Raw genomic sequence first — 16,344 nt, forward strand, 5'->3', positions numbered from 1 at the left:
TGCCCTGCGCAAGGGCGGCCCGGTTCAACAGGTGCCGCCGGCAACCACATCCCGCAAAGGGCCGCGACTGCCGGGGTTCTGCGCCTAAGCGCAACGCGATCAGAGCAATTCGATCCGGTAGCTTTCGATCACCGTGTTGGCCAGCAGCTTTTCGCACATCTCGCCAATCGTCGCCTCGGACGTGCCATCGGCCAGATCCATCTCGATCACCTTGCCTTGACGCACCGAACCGACGCCGTCGAAACCAAGCGCCCCAAGCGCATGGCGGACCGCCTCGCCCTGCGGATCCAGAACCCCGTCCTTGAGCATCACATGCACGCGCACTTTCATGATCGTCCCCTTCTTGGCTTTGCTGGCAGGAACCGCATCACGCGGGGGAATGCAAGGGCAAAGAAAAACGCCGCCCCCGAGGGGACGGCGCCAAAGCGAACCTGTGGCTTCGCTTATTCCTTGTTGCCACGGCGGATGACGTTGCCGGCGTCCGCCTCGATCCGGAAGGTGCCGGCGGTGTTTCCGGCCAGATCGTTGTTTTCGTAGGTGCCGCCACCGCCTTCGCGGATGCGGATCGCCTCGTAGACATTGGCGAAGATCTTGTTGCCGCGCACCAGCGGGGTCGAGTCACCCTTGACCGAGAGACCGTAGAACCCGTTGCGGAAGATCTCGTTGTTCTCGATCACGCCGCGGCCACCGCTGTGGACATAGATGCCCGACTGCTGACCATCGCGCAGGATGTTGTCAAAGACCTGCGGGTTGGCGTTGGTCTTGATCTCGATCCCGGCGTAGGCGTTGCCGTAGATCTCGTTCTTGGTGATCCGGGCGATGCTGCCTTCCGAGGCCATGATGCCACCCTGCTGACCGTCGCGGACAGTATTGCCCGAAATCAGCGGATCGTCCGCGGCCTTCACCTCGATGCCGGACAGGGCGTTGTTGAAGATCGTGTTGCCTTCGAACCGGCCCTTGCCGCCTTCGTTGATGAAGATGCCCGAACCGCCGCCGTCGCGGAACGTATTGTCCTTGACGGTCGGGTCCGCGCCTTCCTTGAGCTCCAGACCAGCCAGCGAGTTGCCGAAGATCGTGTTGCCCTCGATCGTGGCCTTGCCGGCCTCGAACATGAAGATACCGCCCTGTGCACCGTCATGGATGACGTTGCGACGCACGGTCGCCCCTTTGTTGGCACGGATCGCGAGAACAGCCAGACCTTTCGAGGTCAGGTCGTTGTCTTCGATGATGACGGAACCGCCTGCAACGTGGAAGTTGAAGTACTTGCCGCCATCCTGGTGGATCGACAGGCGCGCCACACGGCCCGATTCGGCGGTCCAGCGGATCGCATTGTCGTCCTTGACCTTCAGGATGATGTCCTTGACCGGACCCACACCCACGATTTCCAGCGGCTTCGACACGTCGATACCGGTGGTGTAGGTGCCCGGGTAAACTTCGATCCGGGCATTGGGTTCGGCAGCGCGGACCGCATCCGCAAGGCTGGAGTAGTCACCACCACCCGAAGCCTTCACCGTCAGAACGTTCACGTTCTTGGGCTCGGGCGTCTTGGTTTTCTGACCCGGACCTTCGATATTGCCGATCCGGATGACCTTGCCGGCATCGGGTTCGATGCGGAAGGTGCCGGCGGTGTTGCCCGACAGGTCATTGCGCTCATAGGTGCCGCCACCGCCTTCGCGGATGCGGATCGCCTCGTAGACATTGCCCGAGATCACATTGTCACGGACGGTCGGGTTCGAGTCACCCTTGACCGAGATACCGTAGAACCCGTTGCGGAAGATCTCGTTGTTCTCGATCACGCCGCGACCACCGCTGTGCACATAGATGCCCGACTGCTGACCGTCGCGCAGGATGTTGTCATAGACCTGCGGGTTTGCATCGGCCTTGATCTCGATCCCGGCATAGGCATTGCCGTAGATCTCGTTCTTGGTGATGCGCGCCACGGTGCCCTCAGAGGCCATGATGCCACCCTGTTTGCCGTCCCGGATCGTATTGCCCGAAATCAGCGGGTTGTCCGCGGCCTTCACCTCGATGCCGGACAGAGCATTGTTGAAGATCGTGTTGCCTTCGAACCGGCCCTTGCCGCCTTCGTTAATGAAGATACCCGAACCGCCGCCGTCACGGAAAGTGTTTCCGGACACGATGGGATCTGCGCCTTCCTTGAGTTCCAGGCCCGCCAGCGAGTTGCCGAAGATCGTATTGCCTTCGATCGACGCCTTGCCGCTTTCGAACATGAAGATACCGCCCTGCGCGCCGTCATGAATGACGTTGTTACGCACGGTTGCACCCTGGTTGGCCCGGATCGCCAGCACGGCGAGGCCCTTCGAGGTCAGATCGTTGTTCTCGATGATGACCGAACCGCCAGCAACGTGGAAGTTGAAGAACTTGCCGCCATCCTGATGGATCGACAGGTTCGCCACACGGCCCGATTCAGCGGTCCAGCGGATCGCATTGTCCTCGGCCACTTTCAGGACGATGTCCCGCTTGTTGCCGACGCCGATGATTTCCAGCGGCTTCGACACGTCGATACCGGTGGTGTAGGTCCCCGGGTAAACTTCGATCCGGGTGCCCGGCTCTGCCGCCGAGACTGCCGCCGAAAGATCCGAGTAATCGCCGCCCGACGCCTTGACCGTCAGGACCGGACCGCCGTGTTCGGGCGGATCAACCTTGACCGTCTTGTTGTCAGGAATGCCGCACTCACGCTCGATGATACGCTGTGCCATCGGGGCAAAGGTGTGATCGGAACATTCCGAGGCATAGACCTCGTATCCCGAACAGCCAAGGATCTTGGCTTCGGCCCACATCGCGGAACAGGCCTGCGCATGTTCGCGATCCGGATCGATATCGATTTTCTTCTTTTTCGGACCGGGATCGACGACGACACCGCCATCAGCGGTCGCCTTGAGCACACGGCTTTGCGGCAGGATCCGGGTCATCGGGATGGCCATGTTGTACCCGGTGCGGCTGTCGCCCGCGTGGTGCAGGCCGACAACGGCATTGTCGCTCAGACGAATGACAGGCGAGCCCGAGTTGCCGCCCAGCGTGTCACAGCTGTGCATCAGCTTGCCCTCGGCGGAAATTGCCGGGATCGCGGCGGCACAGCCTTCGCGGCTGATGTGCTGCGCCTGGCCCTGCGGGTGGCCGATGATCCAGAGAAACTCGCTGTCCTGCGGATCGGCTTCGGCCAGCTTCAGCATGCCGTATTTGGTGGAGGGATTACCAAAGACGCGCAGCACGGTGTAATCCAGCTCGCGGTTGGTTTCGATGATCTGCGGGCTGACGGTGTAACGGTCGACGCCTTCCGAGCTGCCCGGCTTGATAAAGCCTGCAACGAACTGAGCCGCCTGCACACCGCTGTCACGACCGGTGGGATCACCGTCCATGCCGGGAATGCAGTGGTGGTTGGTCAGGATGTGCTGGTCATCGACGATGAAAGCCGTGCAAAAGCCGGTCTTGCCGTTCTGGAACAGCATGTCCAGACGACCGATCGGGCGACCCAGCTTTACGATCGGGCTGGCTTCGCCGTACTTGATGATCGGTTCGTTCTGGTAGTCGCCAAAGGCCTGCTCAAAAACAAGACCGCCGCCACCGGCCGACTGACGAGGCTGGATGACAATCTTGCCAAAGTCGGCTGGATCGAATTCTGCGGGTGCTTGCTGTGCAGAGAGAGGGCCGACTGCGGCCGCTGCCCCTGCACATAGCGCAAGTGCTGAGATGAGTTGACGCATGATAATGTCCCCGTTGGTAAAGAATACTGCTTAAAACTACTTTGATCCCGCCTGTGCCGCCAAGTAAAGAATTCCTTGCCTGCGACGGTGAAGTCCCGTGACTCCGGGGGCTTGCGGCAACGATCATGGTGTTTCGAAACGCGAAACAGCGACGCGCTGCGCCGCCGTTCCGCCCGTGTCACGCTTGCGTGATCAACGCTGATCGGGTCGTGGCGCAGCCGCCACCAACCGTTCCAGCGCACCGCGCGTGGTCGGCCCAAAGACGCCATCCACGTCCCCGGGCCGCAAGTAGCCCCGCGCTACAAGGTCCCGCTGGATCTCGCGCGTTGTGGCATTGGGCAGTTTGTGCAGCTGGGTGATCGGATGGGCATAGCCATCGGCAATGGACTCGACGAGGTATTTCGCCGCCAGCGCATGATCGGTGCGGACCGCTCGGCCAAGGCTGTAATAGACGCCAAGGGAAAACTTGCCCTGAGGCAGCCCGGCACCCGCCGTTTCGCGATAGATCTCCAGCGCCAGGTCATAGTTTTTGCGCAGGCCCAGACCGCTGTTATAGGCCACACCCAGCGAATAGCGCGCAGGCAGGAAATTCCCCATACGCGGGTTGCGCAGGATCGGGATCGCCTCGCTGTAACGTTTCTTGGTGATCAGGGCACGGGCATAGCCATAGTGAACGGCGGGCTCATCGCTGATCTTGCGGGCCGCGCTACAGGCCAATTCCGCAGCATCCGCGTCGAAATCAACGCGTGAGACACCGGCAATGCCCTCGACCGCGAATTGCGGCATCGAAACCTCAAGGCACTGGGTCACGATCGGGGCGCGCGCGGCCTGTTGGTCGGCCGCCTTGCGCAAAGCCAAGGCCTCTTTTTCGGTTTCGGATATGCGCCGTTCTGCAAGGGCCACCTGCGCGATGATCTGGTTCAGCCACTGGGCGGAAAGATCGCCGGTGTTGTCCACCCGCAACAGGGACTGTGTCACCACGGCCTCGTCCTTGGCCTTGGCGATTGCGTCCAGCCCGGTGTCGACAACCTTGGCAAGGCGTTCCATCCCTTCGGCGCGGGACTGCACCCTCAGCAAGTCGCCGGCCAGACCACGGGCAAGGGCTTCCCAAAGTTCGGCCACCTGCGTATCGCCGGGGCCGCCGGTCTCTCTTGCCTCCTGAGCCAGCACATAGACGCGGGCCACAATTTCTTCGTAGGCCGCGACCTGTTTCAGGGCGAGCGCCTGAACCTCGTCCATGGATTTGCGCGTGGCGTTGCCTTTGACCAAGGCCGCGTCGATGCTGCGGCGCAGGGCGGCGGCGCGCGGGTCTTCGGTCTGACGGTTCACCGCGTCCTGCAACAGGGCCAGCGCTTCGGCCTCGCCCTCCTTGAACAGCGCCTCCGCCATTGTCTTGCGAGCGGAAACAAAGGCCAGCCTTTCGCGGCTCGACTCGGCCAGCGTTCCCGCCCGTTTCAAGGCCGAGTCGATCTCGGCCTCAGTCGTCGCGGCGCGCAGAACGTCGAGTTCCGCGTCCATCGACGCCAACAGCCCGGACATGGCGCGCACACGTTCCTGGGCATCGGTCAGCGGTGCTGACAGGCGCTGCGTGATCCCGGTCCACAGCGCGGTCACCTCGGCGCTGCCCGGATCGACCGAGCTTTCGGCATCTCCGGCGCGGGCCCGGGCGCGGTTGACCGTCCCTTCAAGGCTAAGCACCGCGCGGTTTGCGGCGGTGATTTCGCGCGCGATCTCGGCGCGGCGACCTTCGGCAGTGCGCAGCGCCGTGTCGATGCTGTCCTTCAGCGGATTGACGGCCGGACCGGTATCGGGCGGCGTGCCACCGCCCGCCGCCTTGCAGGACCGATCCGCCAGCCCACGGGCCAGCGGCGCAAGCGGGTGCGCGCCGCATTGCTCAAGGAAGGTCTGATATCCAAGGCAACCATGCTGTTCCGCCGCGCCCCAGAGAATTTCGCAGGCCCCCTGCCCCTTGGGCGGTTCCGGCGGGCTCACCGGCGCGGCGGCCTTGAGGATCTGGCTTTCCTGTAGAATCCGCGTCATCGGGATGGCAAAGTTGAACCCGGTCCGGTTGTCACCCGCATGGTGCAAGGCCACCACCTGACGGTCCGAGATCCGGAACACAGGGGATCCCGAGTTACCGCCAAGCGTATCGCAGGTATGCACCACCTTCCCCTCGGTCGAGACGGGTGGATCACCCGCGGCACAGCCTTCGCGGCTGATGTGCTGGGCCTGCCCCTGCGGGTGGCCGATGATCCACAGAAACTCTGACGGGTCGGGATCGGCATTGGCCAGCAGCACCTTGCCATACCGGGCGGACGGGTCGCCAAAGACCCGCAGAACCGAATAATCCAGCGCGGCGCTGGTTTCCAACGGCTCCAGGCCAACCTGAAATTTCTCGGCCTTGTCGGGATGGGCCGCATCGACATAGCCCACCACGAACTGCGCCGCCTGCACTCCAACGCCGTCGATGCCGGGGATACAGTGGTTGTTGGTCACAAGATGTTCGGTATCGACGATGAAGGCGGTGCAATAGCCGGTTTTGCCATTCTTGTAGAGCACGTCCAGCCGCCCAACCGGCCGGCCCAGCCGCCGGGCGATGCTCTTTTCGCCATAAGAAATCACCGGCTCGTTCTGGTAATCGCCAAAGGCCTGTTCCAGCACGAAACCCGTGCCCGAAGACTGGCGCGGGGCCACCACGATCTTGCCGAAATCGGAGGGATCAAATTCCACCGGCTGCGCCGCAAGCGGCGCGGCCAAGACGGCCAACAGCAGGGATTTCAGGGCAACACGGCGCATGTTCAGGGCCTCGCAGATCCGGTTGACGACAGGGTAACGCGCTGAACAGTCGCCCGCCAAGTCATGAAATCCTCGCCATTCGGCACGGCGCGGGCCGCGATTACTTGGTTGCGTCGATCAAGATCTGTTCGCTTTCGGCCTTGCGCAACTGTGACCGGGCCACGTTCAGCAACCCCGAGACCCCGGAAGCCACCTTCCCGACCTTTTCAACCTGCGCCTCGATTCCTGTCACGATCTTGCGGGCCGCGGCCCCACGACCTTGCGATCCGATACCCGAAACACCGGCAAGCCGGAATTTCCGCCCAGCGTGTCGCAACTGTGGACCAGCTTGCCCTCGGGCGACACCGCCGGGTCATCCGCGGCACACCCTTCACGGCTGATGTGCTGCGCCTGCCCTTGCGGGTGTCCGATGATCCAAAGCGGCTCGCCGTTTTCCGGCGGGTCAGAGACCAGTTCGACCGCACCAAATTTGGCCGAGGGATCGCCAAAGACCCTGAGGACGGAGTAATCAAGCGGCACGCTGGTTTCCACCGGCTGAACGGCCACCTGGAACTTTTCGGCGCCGCGACCGTGCCCGCCGTCGACGTAACCCGCCACGAACTGGGCCGCCTGAACGCCAAGGCCGCCGATGCCCGGAATACAGTGGTTGTTGGTCAGGATGTGCTGATGATCGACGATGAAAGCGGTGCAAACCCCGGTCTTGCCGTTGGAATACAGCACATCCAACCGCCCAACCGGCCGCCCGACCCGGCGCGGCAGGCTATTTTGGGAATAGGTGATGATCGGTTCGTTCTGATAGTCGCCAAAAGCCTGTTCGAAAGTTAGCCCGTTAGCTCCGGCCGACTGGCGTGGGGCAAGGACGAGCTTGCCGAAATCCGACGGATCGAATTCGACCGCTTGCGCAGAGGCAAGCGTCCCCCAGACACAACAGGACAACATCAAGGCAGACCGAAACATGACATCCCCACAAGGCACAGCGCGACGTTGCAGGCAACGTTAGACGCCGTCGCGGATCAAGTCACGTCGCTATGATCGTAGGGTGTTTGCGACGGGTTTCAGCCCTGTGCCGGACGGGTCCAGCCCTCGTAGGACCAGCGCCAGCCTTCCAGCGCCTTTTCAAGCTCGGCTGTGCGGGAGTCGAAATCGGCGCCCGCCACGGCGCGTTTTTCGGCAAAGTCAAACCCGCCGCTTTCGCCCGGGACAACCTCGAACCCTTGAATCGCCAGAAAATCCTGAACGACGGTCGAGTTGATGTCGCCCGCCGGGCTTGGCACGGTGCGGTGGATCACCCGCCGCACCCGTAGAGCCGTCATCGCCTTTTGCCGCAAGCTCGGCCCGGATGGCATCATTACGCGCCACGTTCGGATCCTTGCGCTTGCGGAACAGGCCGAACATCAGTTGATGAGTTTCGGCTTGTTGATGTGGGTGGCCGACTTGGGCATCACGCCCAGACGGCGCGCAACCTCGGTATAGGCATCCGCAAGATTGCCAAGGTCGTGGCGAAACACATCCTTGTCCAGCTTCTTGCCGGTTTCGATGTCCCACAGACGGCAGCTATCGGGCGAGATTTCATCCGCAACGATCAGGCGCTGATAATCGCCGTCATAGACCCGGCCAATCTCGATCTTGAAATCCACAAGGCGGATGCCGACGCCATACATCAGGCCCGACAGATAGTCGTTCACCCGCAGGGCAAGCGCCACGACATCGTCCATGTCCTGCTGGCTGGCCCAGCCAAAGGCGGCGATATGTTCCTCGGTGACCAGCGGATCGCCCAGCTTGTCGTCCTTGTAGCAGTATTCGACGATCGGACGTGGCAGCGCGGTGCCTTCCTCGATGCCCAGACGCTTGGACAGCGACCCGGCGGCATAGTTACGCACGATCACTTCCAACGGAATGATCTCGCAGGCGCGGACCAGTTGCTCGCGCATGTTCAGCCGCTTGATGAAATGGGTCGGCACGCCGATGCCGTTCAGCCCGGTCATGAAGAATTCGCTCAGGCGGTTGTTCAGAACACCCTTGCCTTCGATCACGTCCTTCTTTTCGGCGTTGAAGGCGGTGGCGTCATCCTTGAAATATTGCACGATTGTGCCGGGTTCGGGGCCTTCGTACAGGATCTTTGCCTTGCCTTCGTAAATTTTCTTGCGCCGTGCCATCGGGGCCCTTTCCAAACGGATAAGCCGCGCTGGGAGAATCCAAGCGCGGGCTGCGCCCCCAATAAAGCACGCGCCAGCTTGCTGCAAGCACCGCCCGGCTGCGGCGCTTCTTCCCCTTGCGCCGCGCGCGTCGTGGCGGCATATCCGATAGGAAAGCCACGTTGCCGAGGGAGCCGAGCTCATGACCACCTTCGACGATCGCGAAAATGCGTTCGAAAACAAATACGCCCACGACGAAGAAATGAAGTTCAAGGCCGAAGCCCGCGCCAACAAGCTGCTGGGCATCTGGGCTGCGGAACTTCTGGGCAAAAGCGGCGACGACGCCAATGCCTATGCCATCGAAGTCGTGAAGGCAGACTTCGAAGAAGCCGGCCACGAGGACGTGGTGCGCAAGGTCGCAGGCGACCTTGGCGACAAGGCCACTGCGGACGAAATCCGCGCCAAGCGCGCCGCGCTGCTGGTGGTCGCAAAGGACCAGATCATGAAAGAGGCCTGAGCGCCTCTGCCTCATGCCTATCAGGGCCGACCGGTTTCGGTCGGCCTTTTTTGTTTGCCCAATTCACGAGTGCCCGCATGAAGCGCCTGTTCAACCTGTTGCGCCCGCGATTTTCCTCGCCTCGCGTGGTGGCCAGGGGCAACCACGAGGAAAATCTTGCCGCGCATCCACATGTTCAGATCCAACCGGTCGACACACTGGCAGAGTTTGACGTGCCGGTCTGGATCGATATCGCCCCGGACCAGCCCAGCGAAACCACTTATGAACATCTGCTATGGGAGATCGAACCCTACGGCGAGTATCTGTACCACTTGTCAGGCGATTTTCCCCGCAATGAAAAGGGCCTGTTGCGTTATGCCTCCGCCTCGCTCAGCGCAGAGGTCCACGTCAGTTTTGAATCCGACATCATCAATGTGGCGCTGCACGACCAGCCGCGCTATGCGGATCTGGCACGAACGTCAGCCTGCGAAGCGGCGGACCTTGCCTCGCTGACCGTTGCGGCGGCGCAGGCCCTTTTGGCGCAAGGCACCGGATACGCCTTGCTGAACGGCACACCGGGCTGGAGCCATGTCGAAGGGCGTGCTTGGGTTGGACCGTTGGACCGGGTCCACCGCAAGGCGATTACATTGACCACTTGCCTGATCGACAACGCGGCGCCCCGACCGCGCATGACGATGGTCCGAACGACCTGCTCACGCGCGGATCAGCAGGTGGGCGCCCTGACCCGGCACCATTTGGCCCTTGTCGACCGCTATCGCGCGATAGTTCCCTTGCAGCTGACCGGCGCGATCCGCATGTGACCGCGTAGCGTCCCGCACCGGGGGTGTCAGACCGCCCTGCCTGCTGTCGGCTGGACAATCCGGCGCCGCTCTGCACAGATGCGCGGCAGAACAGGGACGGGATTTTCCCAAAATGCATGACACATTGCGCGGCTGCCTCTGGATGACGGGGGCAATCGCCTCTTTTACAATCATGGCCATCGCCGGACGAGCGGTCAGCCTTGACCTCGACACGTTCGAGATCATGCTGTTCCGGTCATTGATCGGGATTGTGATCGTCGTCGGGGCGGCGTCGCTGGCCGGGACGCTGGGGGATATCAACCGCAACCGCATGCGCACCCATCTGTTGCGCAACCTGTTCCATTTCAGCGGTCAGAACCTGTGGTTCTTCTCGATCACCGCAATCCCGCTGGCACAGGTTTTTGCGCTGGAATTCACCTCGCCCTTCTGGGTCATGGTGCTGAGCGCGCTGATCCTTGGCGAACGGCTGACCAAAAACCGTGTCGCCGCCGCCGTGCTTGGGTTCGTCGGCATTCTCATTGTCACGCGACCTTCGCCGGAAACAGCGCATATCGGGCAGCTGACAGCGGCGCTGGCGGCCATCGGCTTTGCCGGTTCGGCGGTCTACACGCGCCTTTTGACACGTACCGAAAAAATCACCTGCATCCTGTTCTGGCTCACGGTCATGCAAGCCGGGTTTGGCCTGATCTGCGCCGGGATCGACGGTGACATCGCCCTGCCCGCCGTCAGTTCGCTGCCATGGGTCGCGCTGATCGCCGTTGCCGGGCTGGTTGCGCATTTCTGCCTGACGACCGCGCTTTCGCTGGCTCCGGCGACGGTCGTCATGCCCATCGATTTTGCCCGTTTGCCGGTGATCGCGCTGGTCGGCGTTGCCCTTTACGCAGAGCCACTGGACCCTCTGGTGCTATTGGGCGCGGTCATCATCTTTGGCGCAAATTACGCCAATATCTGGTTGGAAACCCGAAAAACTGCCTGAAAACCCAGAGAATTTCCGTGTTCACGGCCCCGAACGGGCAGTGTGACGAATTCGTGACGTTGCGTAGCGGACACGTAAGCTTACGTTTCGTCAAAGATTGACCGTTTCAAATCGTGCCCAATACCCTATCCACAGGAGACACCCACACTCAGGGGTTGAGGGACAATGAAAAAACTATACTTGGGGGCCAGCGCGCTGGCCTTTTCGACTGTTATGGCACAAGCGGGCGGCGTTGACCGTTCCGGGCAGTCCATGGGCGTCATCTTTGAAAAGGGCACCTATGCCGAATTTTCGTTCGGTTCGGTGTCGCCCGATGTTTCGGGCACGCAGCTGGTAACATTCCCGGCGGCGCTTGGCGGTTCGACCGCGGGCAGCAAATCCGACGACATGACCGAGCGTTTTCACCAGATCGGCGCGGCCATGAAATTCGACTACAACGAAAAGCTGTCGATGGCGCTGATCTTCGACCAGCCCTTTGGCGCGGACGTGAACTATGCCTCCGGCACGGGTTATTTTGCCGCTGGCGCCACCGCGCAGCTGGACTCGAGCGCGATGACCACGATCGCCCGCTACAAGTTCAACGACAACTTCAGCGTCCACGGCGGTCTGCGCTACCAGCGTCTGTCGGCCGAAGCCTTCATTCCATACATCACCCTGCCTGCCGGACCACTGGCCGGGGCCGCCTATGAGGTCGATGGTTCGCGGGACGAAGGCTGGGGCTATGTGCTGGGCGTCGCCTATGAACGGCCCGAAATCGCCATGCGGGTCGCGCTGACCTACAACTCGAAGATCAAGCATCAGCTCGACACGGTCGAAACCTCGGCCATCGGCATTGCCAATGCATCGACCACGGACATCGACACGCCGCAATCGCTGAACCTCGAATTCCAGACCGGCATCGCCAAGGACACGCTGCTGTTCGGCTCGGTGCGGTGGGTCGACTGGAGCGAGTTCTCGATTGCACCGGCCGATTACGACACGGTAACCGGCATCCTCGCCGGCACCGGCTCTGGCGTGCCGCTGGTGTCCTACAAGGATGACACCTACAGCTACACGCTGGGCGTGGGCCGTCGTTTCAACGACAAATGGGCCGGGTCCGTTTCGGTCGGCTATGAACCGGCGAACAGCAACTTTGCCTCCAACCTCGGCCCGACCAATGGCAACTGGAGCGTTGGGGTCGGCGCGGCCTACACGATCAACAATGTCGAGATCTCGGGCGGTGTGCGGTACATCCACATCGGCGAGGCCAAGACCGAAGTTGGTCCCTTCTCGCCCGCTGCGTCCTTTGACGACAACAGCGCTGTCGGCGTCGGCTTCAAGATCGCGGTCAACTTCTGATCCCAAGCCCTTTGCGGCCCTTCCAGACGCGCCCCGAACGGGGCGCGTTTTTCTTGGTCGCGGAAAGCGCAATTTCCGGATCGCGCCGCCCCCGCGCAGAGATTAGTCAGGCGGCATGACACAAACATCCCTTTCCCCCCGCGCATGGACCGAGATGGTCCTTCTGGCGCTGATCTGGGGCGGTTCCTTTTTGGCGATCCGCACCGCGCTGGACGAAATCGGTCCGTTAACCTCGGTCCTGTTCCGGACCGGTATCGCTGCGGCGGTTCTCTGGCCGCTGATCCTGTGGCGCCGCATTGCGCTGCCACGCGGCTGGCGGATCTGGTCGGCGCTGCTGGTGATGGGCCTGCTGAACAACGTGATCCCCTTTTCGCTGATTGCATGGGGGCAGTTGCATATCCCGACCGGGCTGACCTCGATCTTTAATGCGACCACGGCCATCTTTGGCGTGGTGGTGGCGGCGATGGTCTTTGCGGACGAACGTCTGACCCCGCGCAAGGCCATCGGCGTGGGGCTGGGCTTTGCCGGAGTGGTGACGGCCATCGGACCCTCGGCCCTGTTGACGCTGGACCTGACATCCGCCGCGCAACTGGCCGTGATCGCCGGAACACTGTCTTATGCGTTGGCCGCGGCCTGGGCGCGCATTCATCTCAAGGGGCTGGCGCCGCTCGCCGCGGCGACCGGGATGCTGACCAGTTCCACGGCCGTCATGATCCCGCTGACCCTGCTGACCGAGGGCGTGCCTTCGCCGGACATGGCGCCGGCCACATGGGCGGGCATCCTTTACTATGCGCTGATCGCAACGGCGCTGGCCTACCTGATTTTCTACCGCGTTCTGGCCATGGCGGGATCAGGCAACACCATGCTGGTCACACTGCTGATCCCGCCCGTTGCCATCACGCTGGGCGCATTGGTTCGGGGCGAGGCACTGGCCCCAAGCGCCTATGTCGGGCTGGGCTTGCTGGCCTTCGGGCTCAGCGTGCTGGACGGCCGATTGTATCGGCGCGCCGTCAGGGTTTGACGTGACGCCACCCGCCGCGTAATCCATCGCGAAACCGAAATCAGGACCGGCCCGAAATGCTCTATCCCACTGCCTCCGCCTGGCGCGACGCGCCGCACAAACGTGTCGTGCTTTTTGCCATGTCGGGGCTGGGCAAAACCCATGTCTCGAACCTGCTGCGTGAGGCGGGCGGCTGGTTTCACTATTCGATCGATTACCGCATCGGCACCCGTTACATGGGCGAATACATCGCCGACAACGCCAAGCGGCACGCCATGCAGGTCCCCTTTCTGCGCGAGCTTCTGCTGTCGGATTCGATCTACATCGGCTCCAATATCTCGTTCCATAACCTAACACCGGTTTCGACCTACCTTGGCAAACCGGGTGATCCCACCCGGGGCGGTCTGCCGATGGACGAATACCGCACCCGGCAGGCCCAGTTCGAACGGGCCGAGCGTCTGGCCCTTCTGGATACCGAATATTTCATCCAGCGGGCCGAGGATCTGTACGGCTATCCGCATTTCATCTGCGACACCGGCGGCAGCATCTGCGAATGGGTCGATCCCCAAAACCCCCGGGACGATATCCTGACCGCGCTCAGCCAGCAGGCGCTGATGGTCTGGATCAAGGGCAGTGACGCCCATACCGAAGAGTTGATCCGACGCTTTGACCGCGCGCCGAAACCGATGGCCTACCGCCCTGATTTCCTTGCGTCCGGATGGGCGCAATACCTTGCCGAGACCGGCCAAGCCGAGACCGAGGTCAACCCAGATGCCTTTATTCGCTGGACCTATGCCCGCGCGCTGGCCCATCGCCAACCGATCTACGAGGAAATGGCCCGCAACTGGGGTGTCACGGTGGAAGCAACACAGATGGCGCAGGTCAAATCCGAGTCCGATTTCACCGACTTGATCGCCGACGCCCTGCCAAAAGGATGACGTCACACCGGGGGCACCGTGCGGTCGTCGCGAAAACGTGCAACACCGCCGCCCCCGCGCCTACCTTGCCCCCGACCCGCCGATCCCCTATCTAATCGCCTCTTCGTCAAAAGGACCTGACCAATGCCGATCAAACTTCCCGCCGACCTGCCCGCCTTCGACGTGCTGACGCGCGAAGGTGTCATGGTCATGGCCGAGGAACAGGCGGCGCGGCAGGACATCCGGCCGCTGCGCATCGGGTTGCTCAACCTGATGCCCAAGAAGATCCAGACCGAAAACCAGTTTGCGCGCCTGATCGGTGCCACGCCCTTGCAGATCGAGCTGTCTCTGATCCGCATGAGCGAGCACCAGACCAAGAATACGGCCGCCGAACATATGGAGACCTTCTATCGGCCCTTCTCCGAAGTGGCCGAAACCGGCGAGAAATTCGACGGGCTGATCATCACCGGCGCCCCGATCGAACATCTCCCTTTCGAAGACGTGACCTATTGGGACGAACTGACCCAGGTTTTTGACTGGACGCAGGACCACGTGCATTCCACCTTTGGCGTCTGCTGGGGCGGGATGGCGATGATCAACTATTTCCATGGCGTAGAGAAACACCTGTTGGACGCCAAGGCCTTTGGTGCCGTGCGGCACAGCAATCTTGCGCCTGCTTCGCCCTATCTTCGCGGTTTTTCCGACGACATGGTGATCCCGGTGTCACGCTGGACCGAGATCCGTCGGAACGAGGTGGATGCCGCGGGGCTGCCGGTTCTGATCGACTCGTCAGAAACCGGCCCCTGTCTGGTCGAAGACCCGTGCCATCGCGCGCTCTATATCTTCAACCACCTCGAATATGACAGCGGCACGCTGAAGGAAGAATACGATCGCGACGTCGCCGCCGGGAAACCGATCAACGTACCCGCCAACTACTATCCGGGTGACGATCCGTCAAAACAGCCACAGAACCGCTGGCGCAGCCACGCACATCTTCTTTACGGCAACTGGATCAACCAGATCTACCAGTCGACGCCTTTCGAACTATCCTTGATCGGTAAGGCCACCAACACGGCCTGACAAGCCATGGAGTGATGAGGTGGTGCGTATTCTGGGAGCGGTTCTCCTCCTTTTGGTTCTGGGCGGTTGTGCGGTCACGCAGATCCGCGCCGACCGTGCCGAACGCGAAGCCGAGACGCGCTGGCCCCCGGTGGGCCAGTTCGTCGAGGTCGGCGGATTGCGGGTTCATTATGTCCAGAAAGGCAGCGGCCCCGACGTTGTGCTGCTGCATGGCGCAAGCGGCAACCTGCGGGACTTTACCTTCAAACTGGTGGATCTTCTGGCCAAGGACTACCGTGTCACCGCATTCGACAGGCCCGGACTGGGATACACGACGCGCGAGGCACGGTTCGCCGGGGCCTTCAACGCCAGCGCCGAAACCCCGCCGGATCAGGCCGCCATCCTTGCGCGTGCCGCGGCAGAACTGGGCGTGCGCAGACCGATCGTTGTCGGCCATTCCTTCGGAGGCGCGGTCGCCATGGCCTGGGGGCTGGATCAGGAGGCCGCCGCGGTGGTGTCGCTTGGCGGGGCGATCATGCCATGGCCCGGCGCGCTGGACAGCCAGTATCAGGTGCTTGGCAACCCATTGGGCGGTGCCATCGTGCCGCAATTCGTCACCGCGTGGTACGGCGAGGACCGCATCGAACAGGCTGTGTCGGGCATCTTTGCGCCACAGGCCGCGCCGCCGGGATACATCCAACACATCGGTCCGGGCCTGAGCCTGCGGCGTGAAACGATCCGCGCGAACGGCCGTCAGGTGGCCAGCCTGCGCCCCGCGCTGGTCGAGATGTCAAAACGTTACCCCGGCCTGACCATTCCCGTAGAGCTCGTCCATGGCACCGCCGACACCACGGTCGGCTTTGAAATTCACACGGTCGCCGCAGCAAAACTGTTGCCCGACGCCCGCGTCACCCCCTTGCAAGGCGTCGGCCACATGCCGCAACACGCGCGACCGGGCGCCGTGATCGAGGCCATCAACCGCGCCGCCGACCGTGCTGGTCTGCGATGACAACCGCGTACCAATGGTTTGCGTTAACCGGATTAACATCCCATAGTGTCAGTCACTTCGACTGACAGAGGC

15 protein-coding genes are annotated in these 16,344 nt (G+C 62.2%); 8 read left to right on the plus strand and 7 right to left on the minus strand.

What is annotated here, in order from left to right; all coding sequences use genetic code 11:
- Positions 1-99: 99 nt before the first annotated feature.
- The 7 genes from purS to purC all read right to left on the minus strand — a co-directional run bounded on the left by purS (position 100) and on the right by purC (position 8,677).
- Positions 100-330 (minus strand): phosphoribosylformylglycinamidine synthase subunit PurS, encoded by a 231-nt coding sequence (purS, locus tag KJP30_RS03965; RefSeq protein ID WP_218447695.1) that lies wholly within the window; start codon positions 328-330, stop codon positions 100-102.
- A 113-nt stretch (positions 331-443) separates the two neighbouring features.
- On the minus strand, positions 444-3,725 hold the full coding sequence (locus KJP30_RS03970; RefSeq protein ID WP_218447696.1) for a right-handed parallel beta-helix repeat-containing protein: 3,282 nt from the start codon (positions 3,723-3,725) through the stop codon (positions 444-446).
- 192 nt (positions 3,726-3,917) lie between these two features.
- Complete coding sequence (locus tag KJP30_RS03975) at positions 3,918-6,521, minus strand: trypsin-like peptidase domain-containing protein (RefSeq protein ID WP_218447697.1); 2,604 nt, start codon at positions 6,519-6,521, stop codon at positions 3,918-3,920.
- 100 nt (positions 6,522-6,621) lie between these two features.
- Entirely contained in the window at positions 6,622-6,753 is a 132-nt protein-coding gene (locus KJP30_RS25020) for a hypothetical protein (RefSeq protein ID WP_281421399.1), read from the minus strand.
- Positions 6,750-7,478: a trypsin-like serine peptidase gene (locus KJP30_RS03980; RefSeq protein ID WP_218447698.1), complete on the minus strand. Its 729-nt coding sequence runs from the start codon at positions 7,476-7,478 to the stop codon at positions 6,750-6,752. Before KJP30_RS03980 ends, KJP30_RS25020 begins: the two co-directional genes overlap by 4 nt.
- 98 nt (positions 7,479-7,576) lie before the next feature.
- Positions 7,577-7,834, minus strand: coding sequence for a hypothetical protein (locus KJP30_RS03985; RefSeq protein WP_218447699.1), 258 nt, complete (start codon positions 7,832-7,834; stop codon positions 7,577-7,579).
- A gap of 81 nt (positions 7,835-7,915) precedes the next feature.
- Entirely contained in the window at positions 7,916-8,677 is a 762-nt protein-coding gene (purC, locus tag KJP30_RS03990; RefSeq protein WP_218447700.1) for a phosphoribosylaminoimidazolesuccinocarboxamide synthase, read from the minus strand.
- A gap of 181 nt (positions 8,678-8,858) precedes the next feature.
- Between purC and KJP30_RS03995 the strand changes: the two genes are divergently transcribed.
- The 8 genes from KJP30_RS03995 to KJP30_RS04030 all read left to right on the plus strand — a co-directional run bounded on the left by KJP30_RS03995 (position 8,859) and on the right by KJP30_RS04030 (position 16,272).
- The gene (locus tag KJP30_RS03995; protein ID WP_218447701.1) at positions 8,859-9,173 is read left to right on the plus strand and encodes a DUF1476 domain-containing protein; all 315 of its coding nucleotides are present in this window, start codon (positions 8,859-8,861) and stop codon (positions 9,171-9,173) included.
- Between the two features lie 77 nt (positions 9,174-9,250).
- Positions 9,251-9,973 carry a hypothetical protein gene (locus tag KJP30_RS04000; protein ID WP_218447702.1) on the plus strand — a complete coding sequence of 241 codons (723 nt, stop codon included), beginning with the start codon at positions 9,251-9,253 and terminating at the stop codon, positions 9,971-9,973.
- Positions 9,974-10,085: 112 nt separating this feature from the next.
- Complete coding sequence (locus KJP30_RS04005) at positions 10,086-10,949, plus strand: DMT family transporter (RefSeq protein ID WP_218447703.1); 864 nt, start codon at positions 10,086-10,088, stop codon at positions 10,947-10,949.
- Positions 10,950-11,114: 165 nt separating this feature from the next.
- Positions 11,115-12,287 carry an OmpP1/FadL family transporter gene (locus KJP30_RS04010; RefSeq protein ID WP_218447704.1) on the plus strand — a complete coding sequence of 391 codons (1,173 nt, stop codon included), beginning with the start codon at positions 11,115-11,117 and terminating at the stop codon, positions 12,285-12,287.
- 115 nt (positions 12,288-12,402) lie between these two features.
- The gene (locus KJP30_RS04015) at positions 12,403-13,308 is read left to right on the plus strand and encodes a DMT family transporter (RefSeq protein ID WP_218447705.1); all 906 of its coding nucleotides are present in this window, start codon (positions 12,403-12,405) and stop codon (positions 13,306-13,308) included.
- Between the two features lie 56 nt (positions 13,309-13,364).
- Positions 13,365-14,225: an ATPase gene (locus tag KJP30_RS04020; protein ID WP_218447706.1), complete on the plus strand. Its 861-nt coding sequence runs from the start codon at positions 13,365-13,367 to the stop codon at positions 14,223-14,225.
- Positions 14,226-14,348: 123 nt separating this feature from the next.
- The gene (locus KJP30_RS04025) at positions 14,349-15,284 is read left to right on the plus strand and encodes a homoserine O-succinyltransferase (protein ID WP_218447707.1); all 936 of its coding nucleotides are present in this window, start codon (positions 14,349-14,351) and stop codon (positions 15,282-15,284) included.
- Between the two features lie 22 nt (positions 15,285-15,306).
- Positions 15,307-16,272, plus strand: coding sequence for an alpha/beta fold hydrolase (locus KJP30_RS04030; RefSeq protein ID WP_343222736.1), 966 nt, complete (start codon positions 15,307-15,309; stop codon positions 16,270-16,272).
- The last annotated feature ends 72 nt before the right edge of the window (positions 16,273-16,344 follow it).

Origin of the sequence: Antarctobacter sediminis, from assembly GCF_019218285.1 — a bacterium.
Classification (GTDB): domain Bacteria; phylum Pseudomonadota; class Alphaproteobacteria; order Rhodobacterales; family Rhodobacteraceae; genus Antarctobacter; species Antarctobacter sediminis.

Excerpts from the sequence above, each read along its gene's own strand:
- purS (WP_218447695.1), bottom strand. The coding sequence starts at position 330 with ATGAAAGTGCGCGTGCATGTGATGCTCAAGGACGGGGTTCTGGATCCG.
- KJP30_RS03970 (WP_218447696.1), bottom strand. The coding sequence starts at position 3,725 with ATGCGTCAACTCATCTCAGCACTTGCGCTATGTGCAGGGGCAGCGGCC.
- KJP30_RS03975 (WP_218447697.1), bottom strand. The coding sequence starts at position 6,521 with ATGCGCCGTGTTGCCCTGAAATCCCTGCTGTTGGCCGTCTTGGCCGCG.
- KJP30_RS03980 (WP_218447698.1), bottom strand. The coding sequence starts at position 7,478 with ATGTTTCGGTCTGCCTTGATGTTGTCCTGTTGTGTCTGGGGGACGCTT.
- KJP30_RS03985 (WP_218447699.1), bottom strand. The coding sequence starts at position 7,834 with ATGACGGCTCTACGGGTGCGGCGGGTGATCCACCGCACCGTGCCAAGC.
- purC (WP_218447700.1), bottom strand. The coding sequence starts at position 8,677 with ATGGCACGGCGCAAGAAAATTTACGAAGGCAAGGCAAAGATCCTGTAC.
- KJP30_RS03995 (WP_218447701.1), top strand. The coding sequence starts at position 8,859 with ATGACCACCTTCGACGATCGCGAAAATGCGTTCGAAAACAAATACGCC.
- KJP30_RS04000 (WP_218447702.1), top strand. The coding sequence starts at position 9,251 with ATGAAGCGCCTGTTCAACCTGTTGCGCCCGCGATTTTCCTCGCCTCGC.
- KJP30_RS04005 (WP_218447703.1), top strand. The coding sequence starts at position 10,086 with ATGCATGACACATTGCGCGGCTGCCTCTGGATGACGGGGGCAATCGCC.
- KJP30_RS04010 (WP_218447704.1), top strand. The coding sequence starts at position 11,115 with ATGAAAAAACTATACTTGGGGGCCAGCGCGCTGGCCTTTTCGACTGTT.
- KJP30_RS04015 (WP_218447705.1), top strand. The coding sequence starts at position 12,403 with ATGACACAAACATCCCTTTCCCCCCGCGCATGGACCGAGATGGTCCTT.
- KJP30_RS04020 (WP_218447706.1), top strand. The coding sequence starts at position 13,365 with ATGCTCTATCCCACTGCCTCCGCCTGGCGCGACGCGCCGCACAAACGT.
- KJP30_RS04025 (WP_218447707.1), top strand. The coding sequence starts at position 14,349 with ATGCCGATCAAACTTCCCGCCGACCTGCCCGCCTTCGACGTGCTGACG.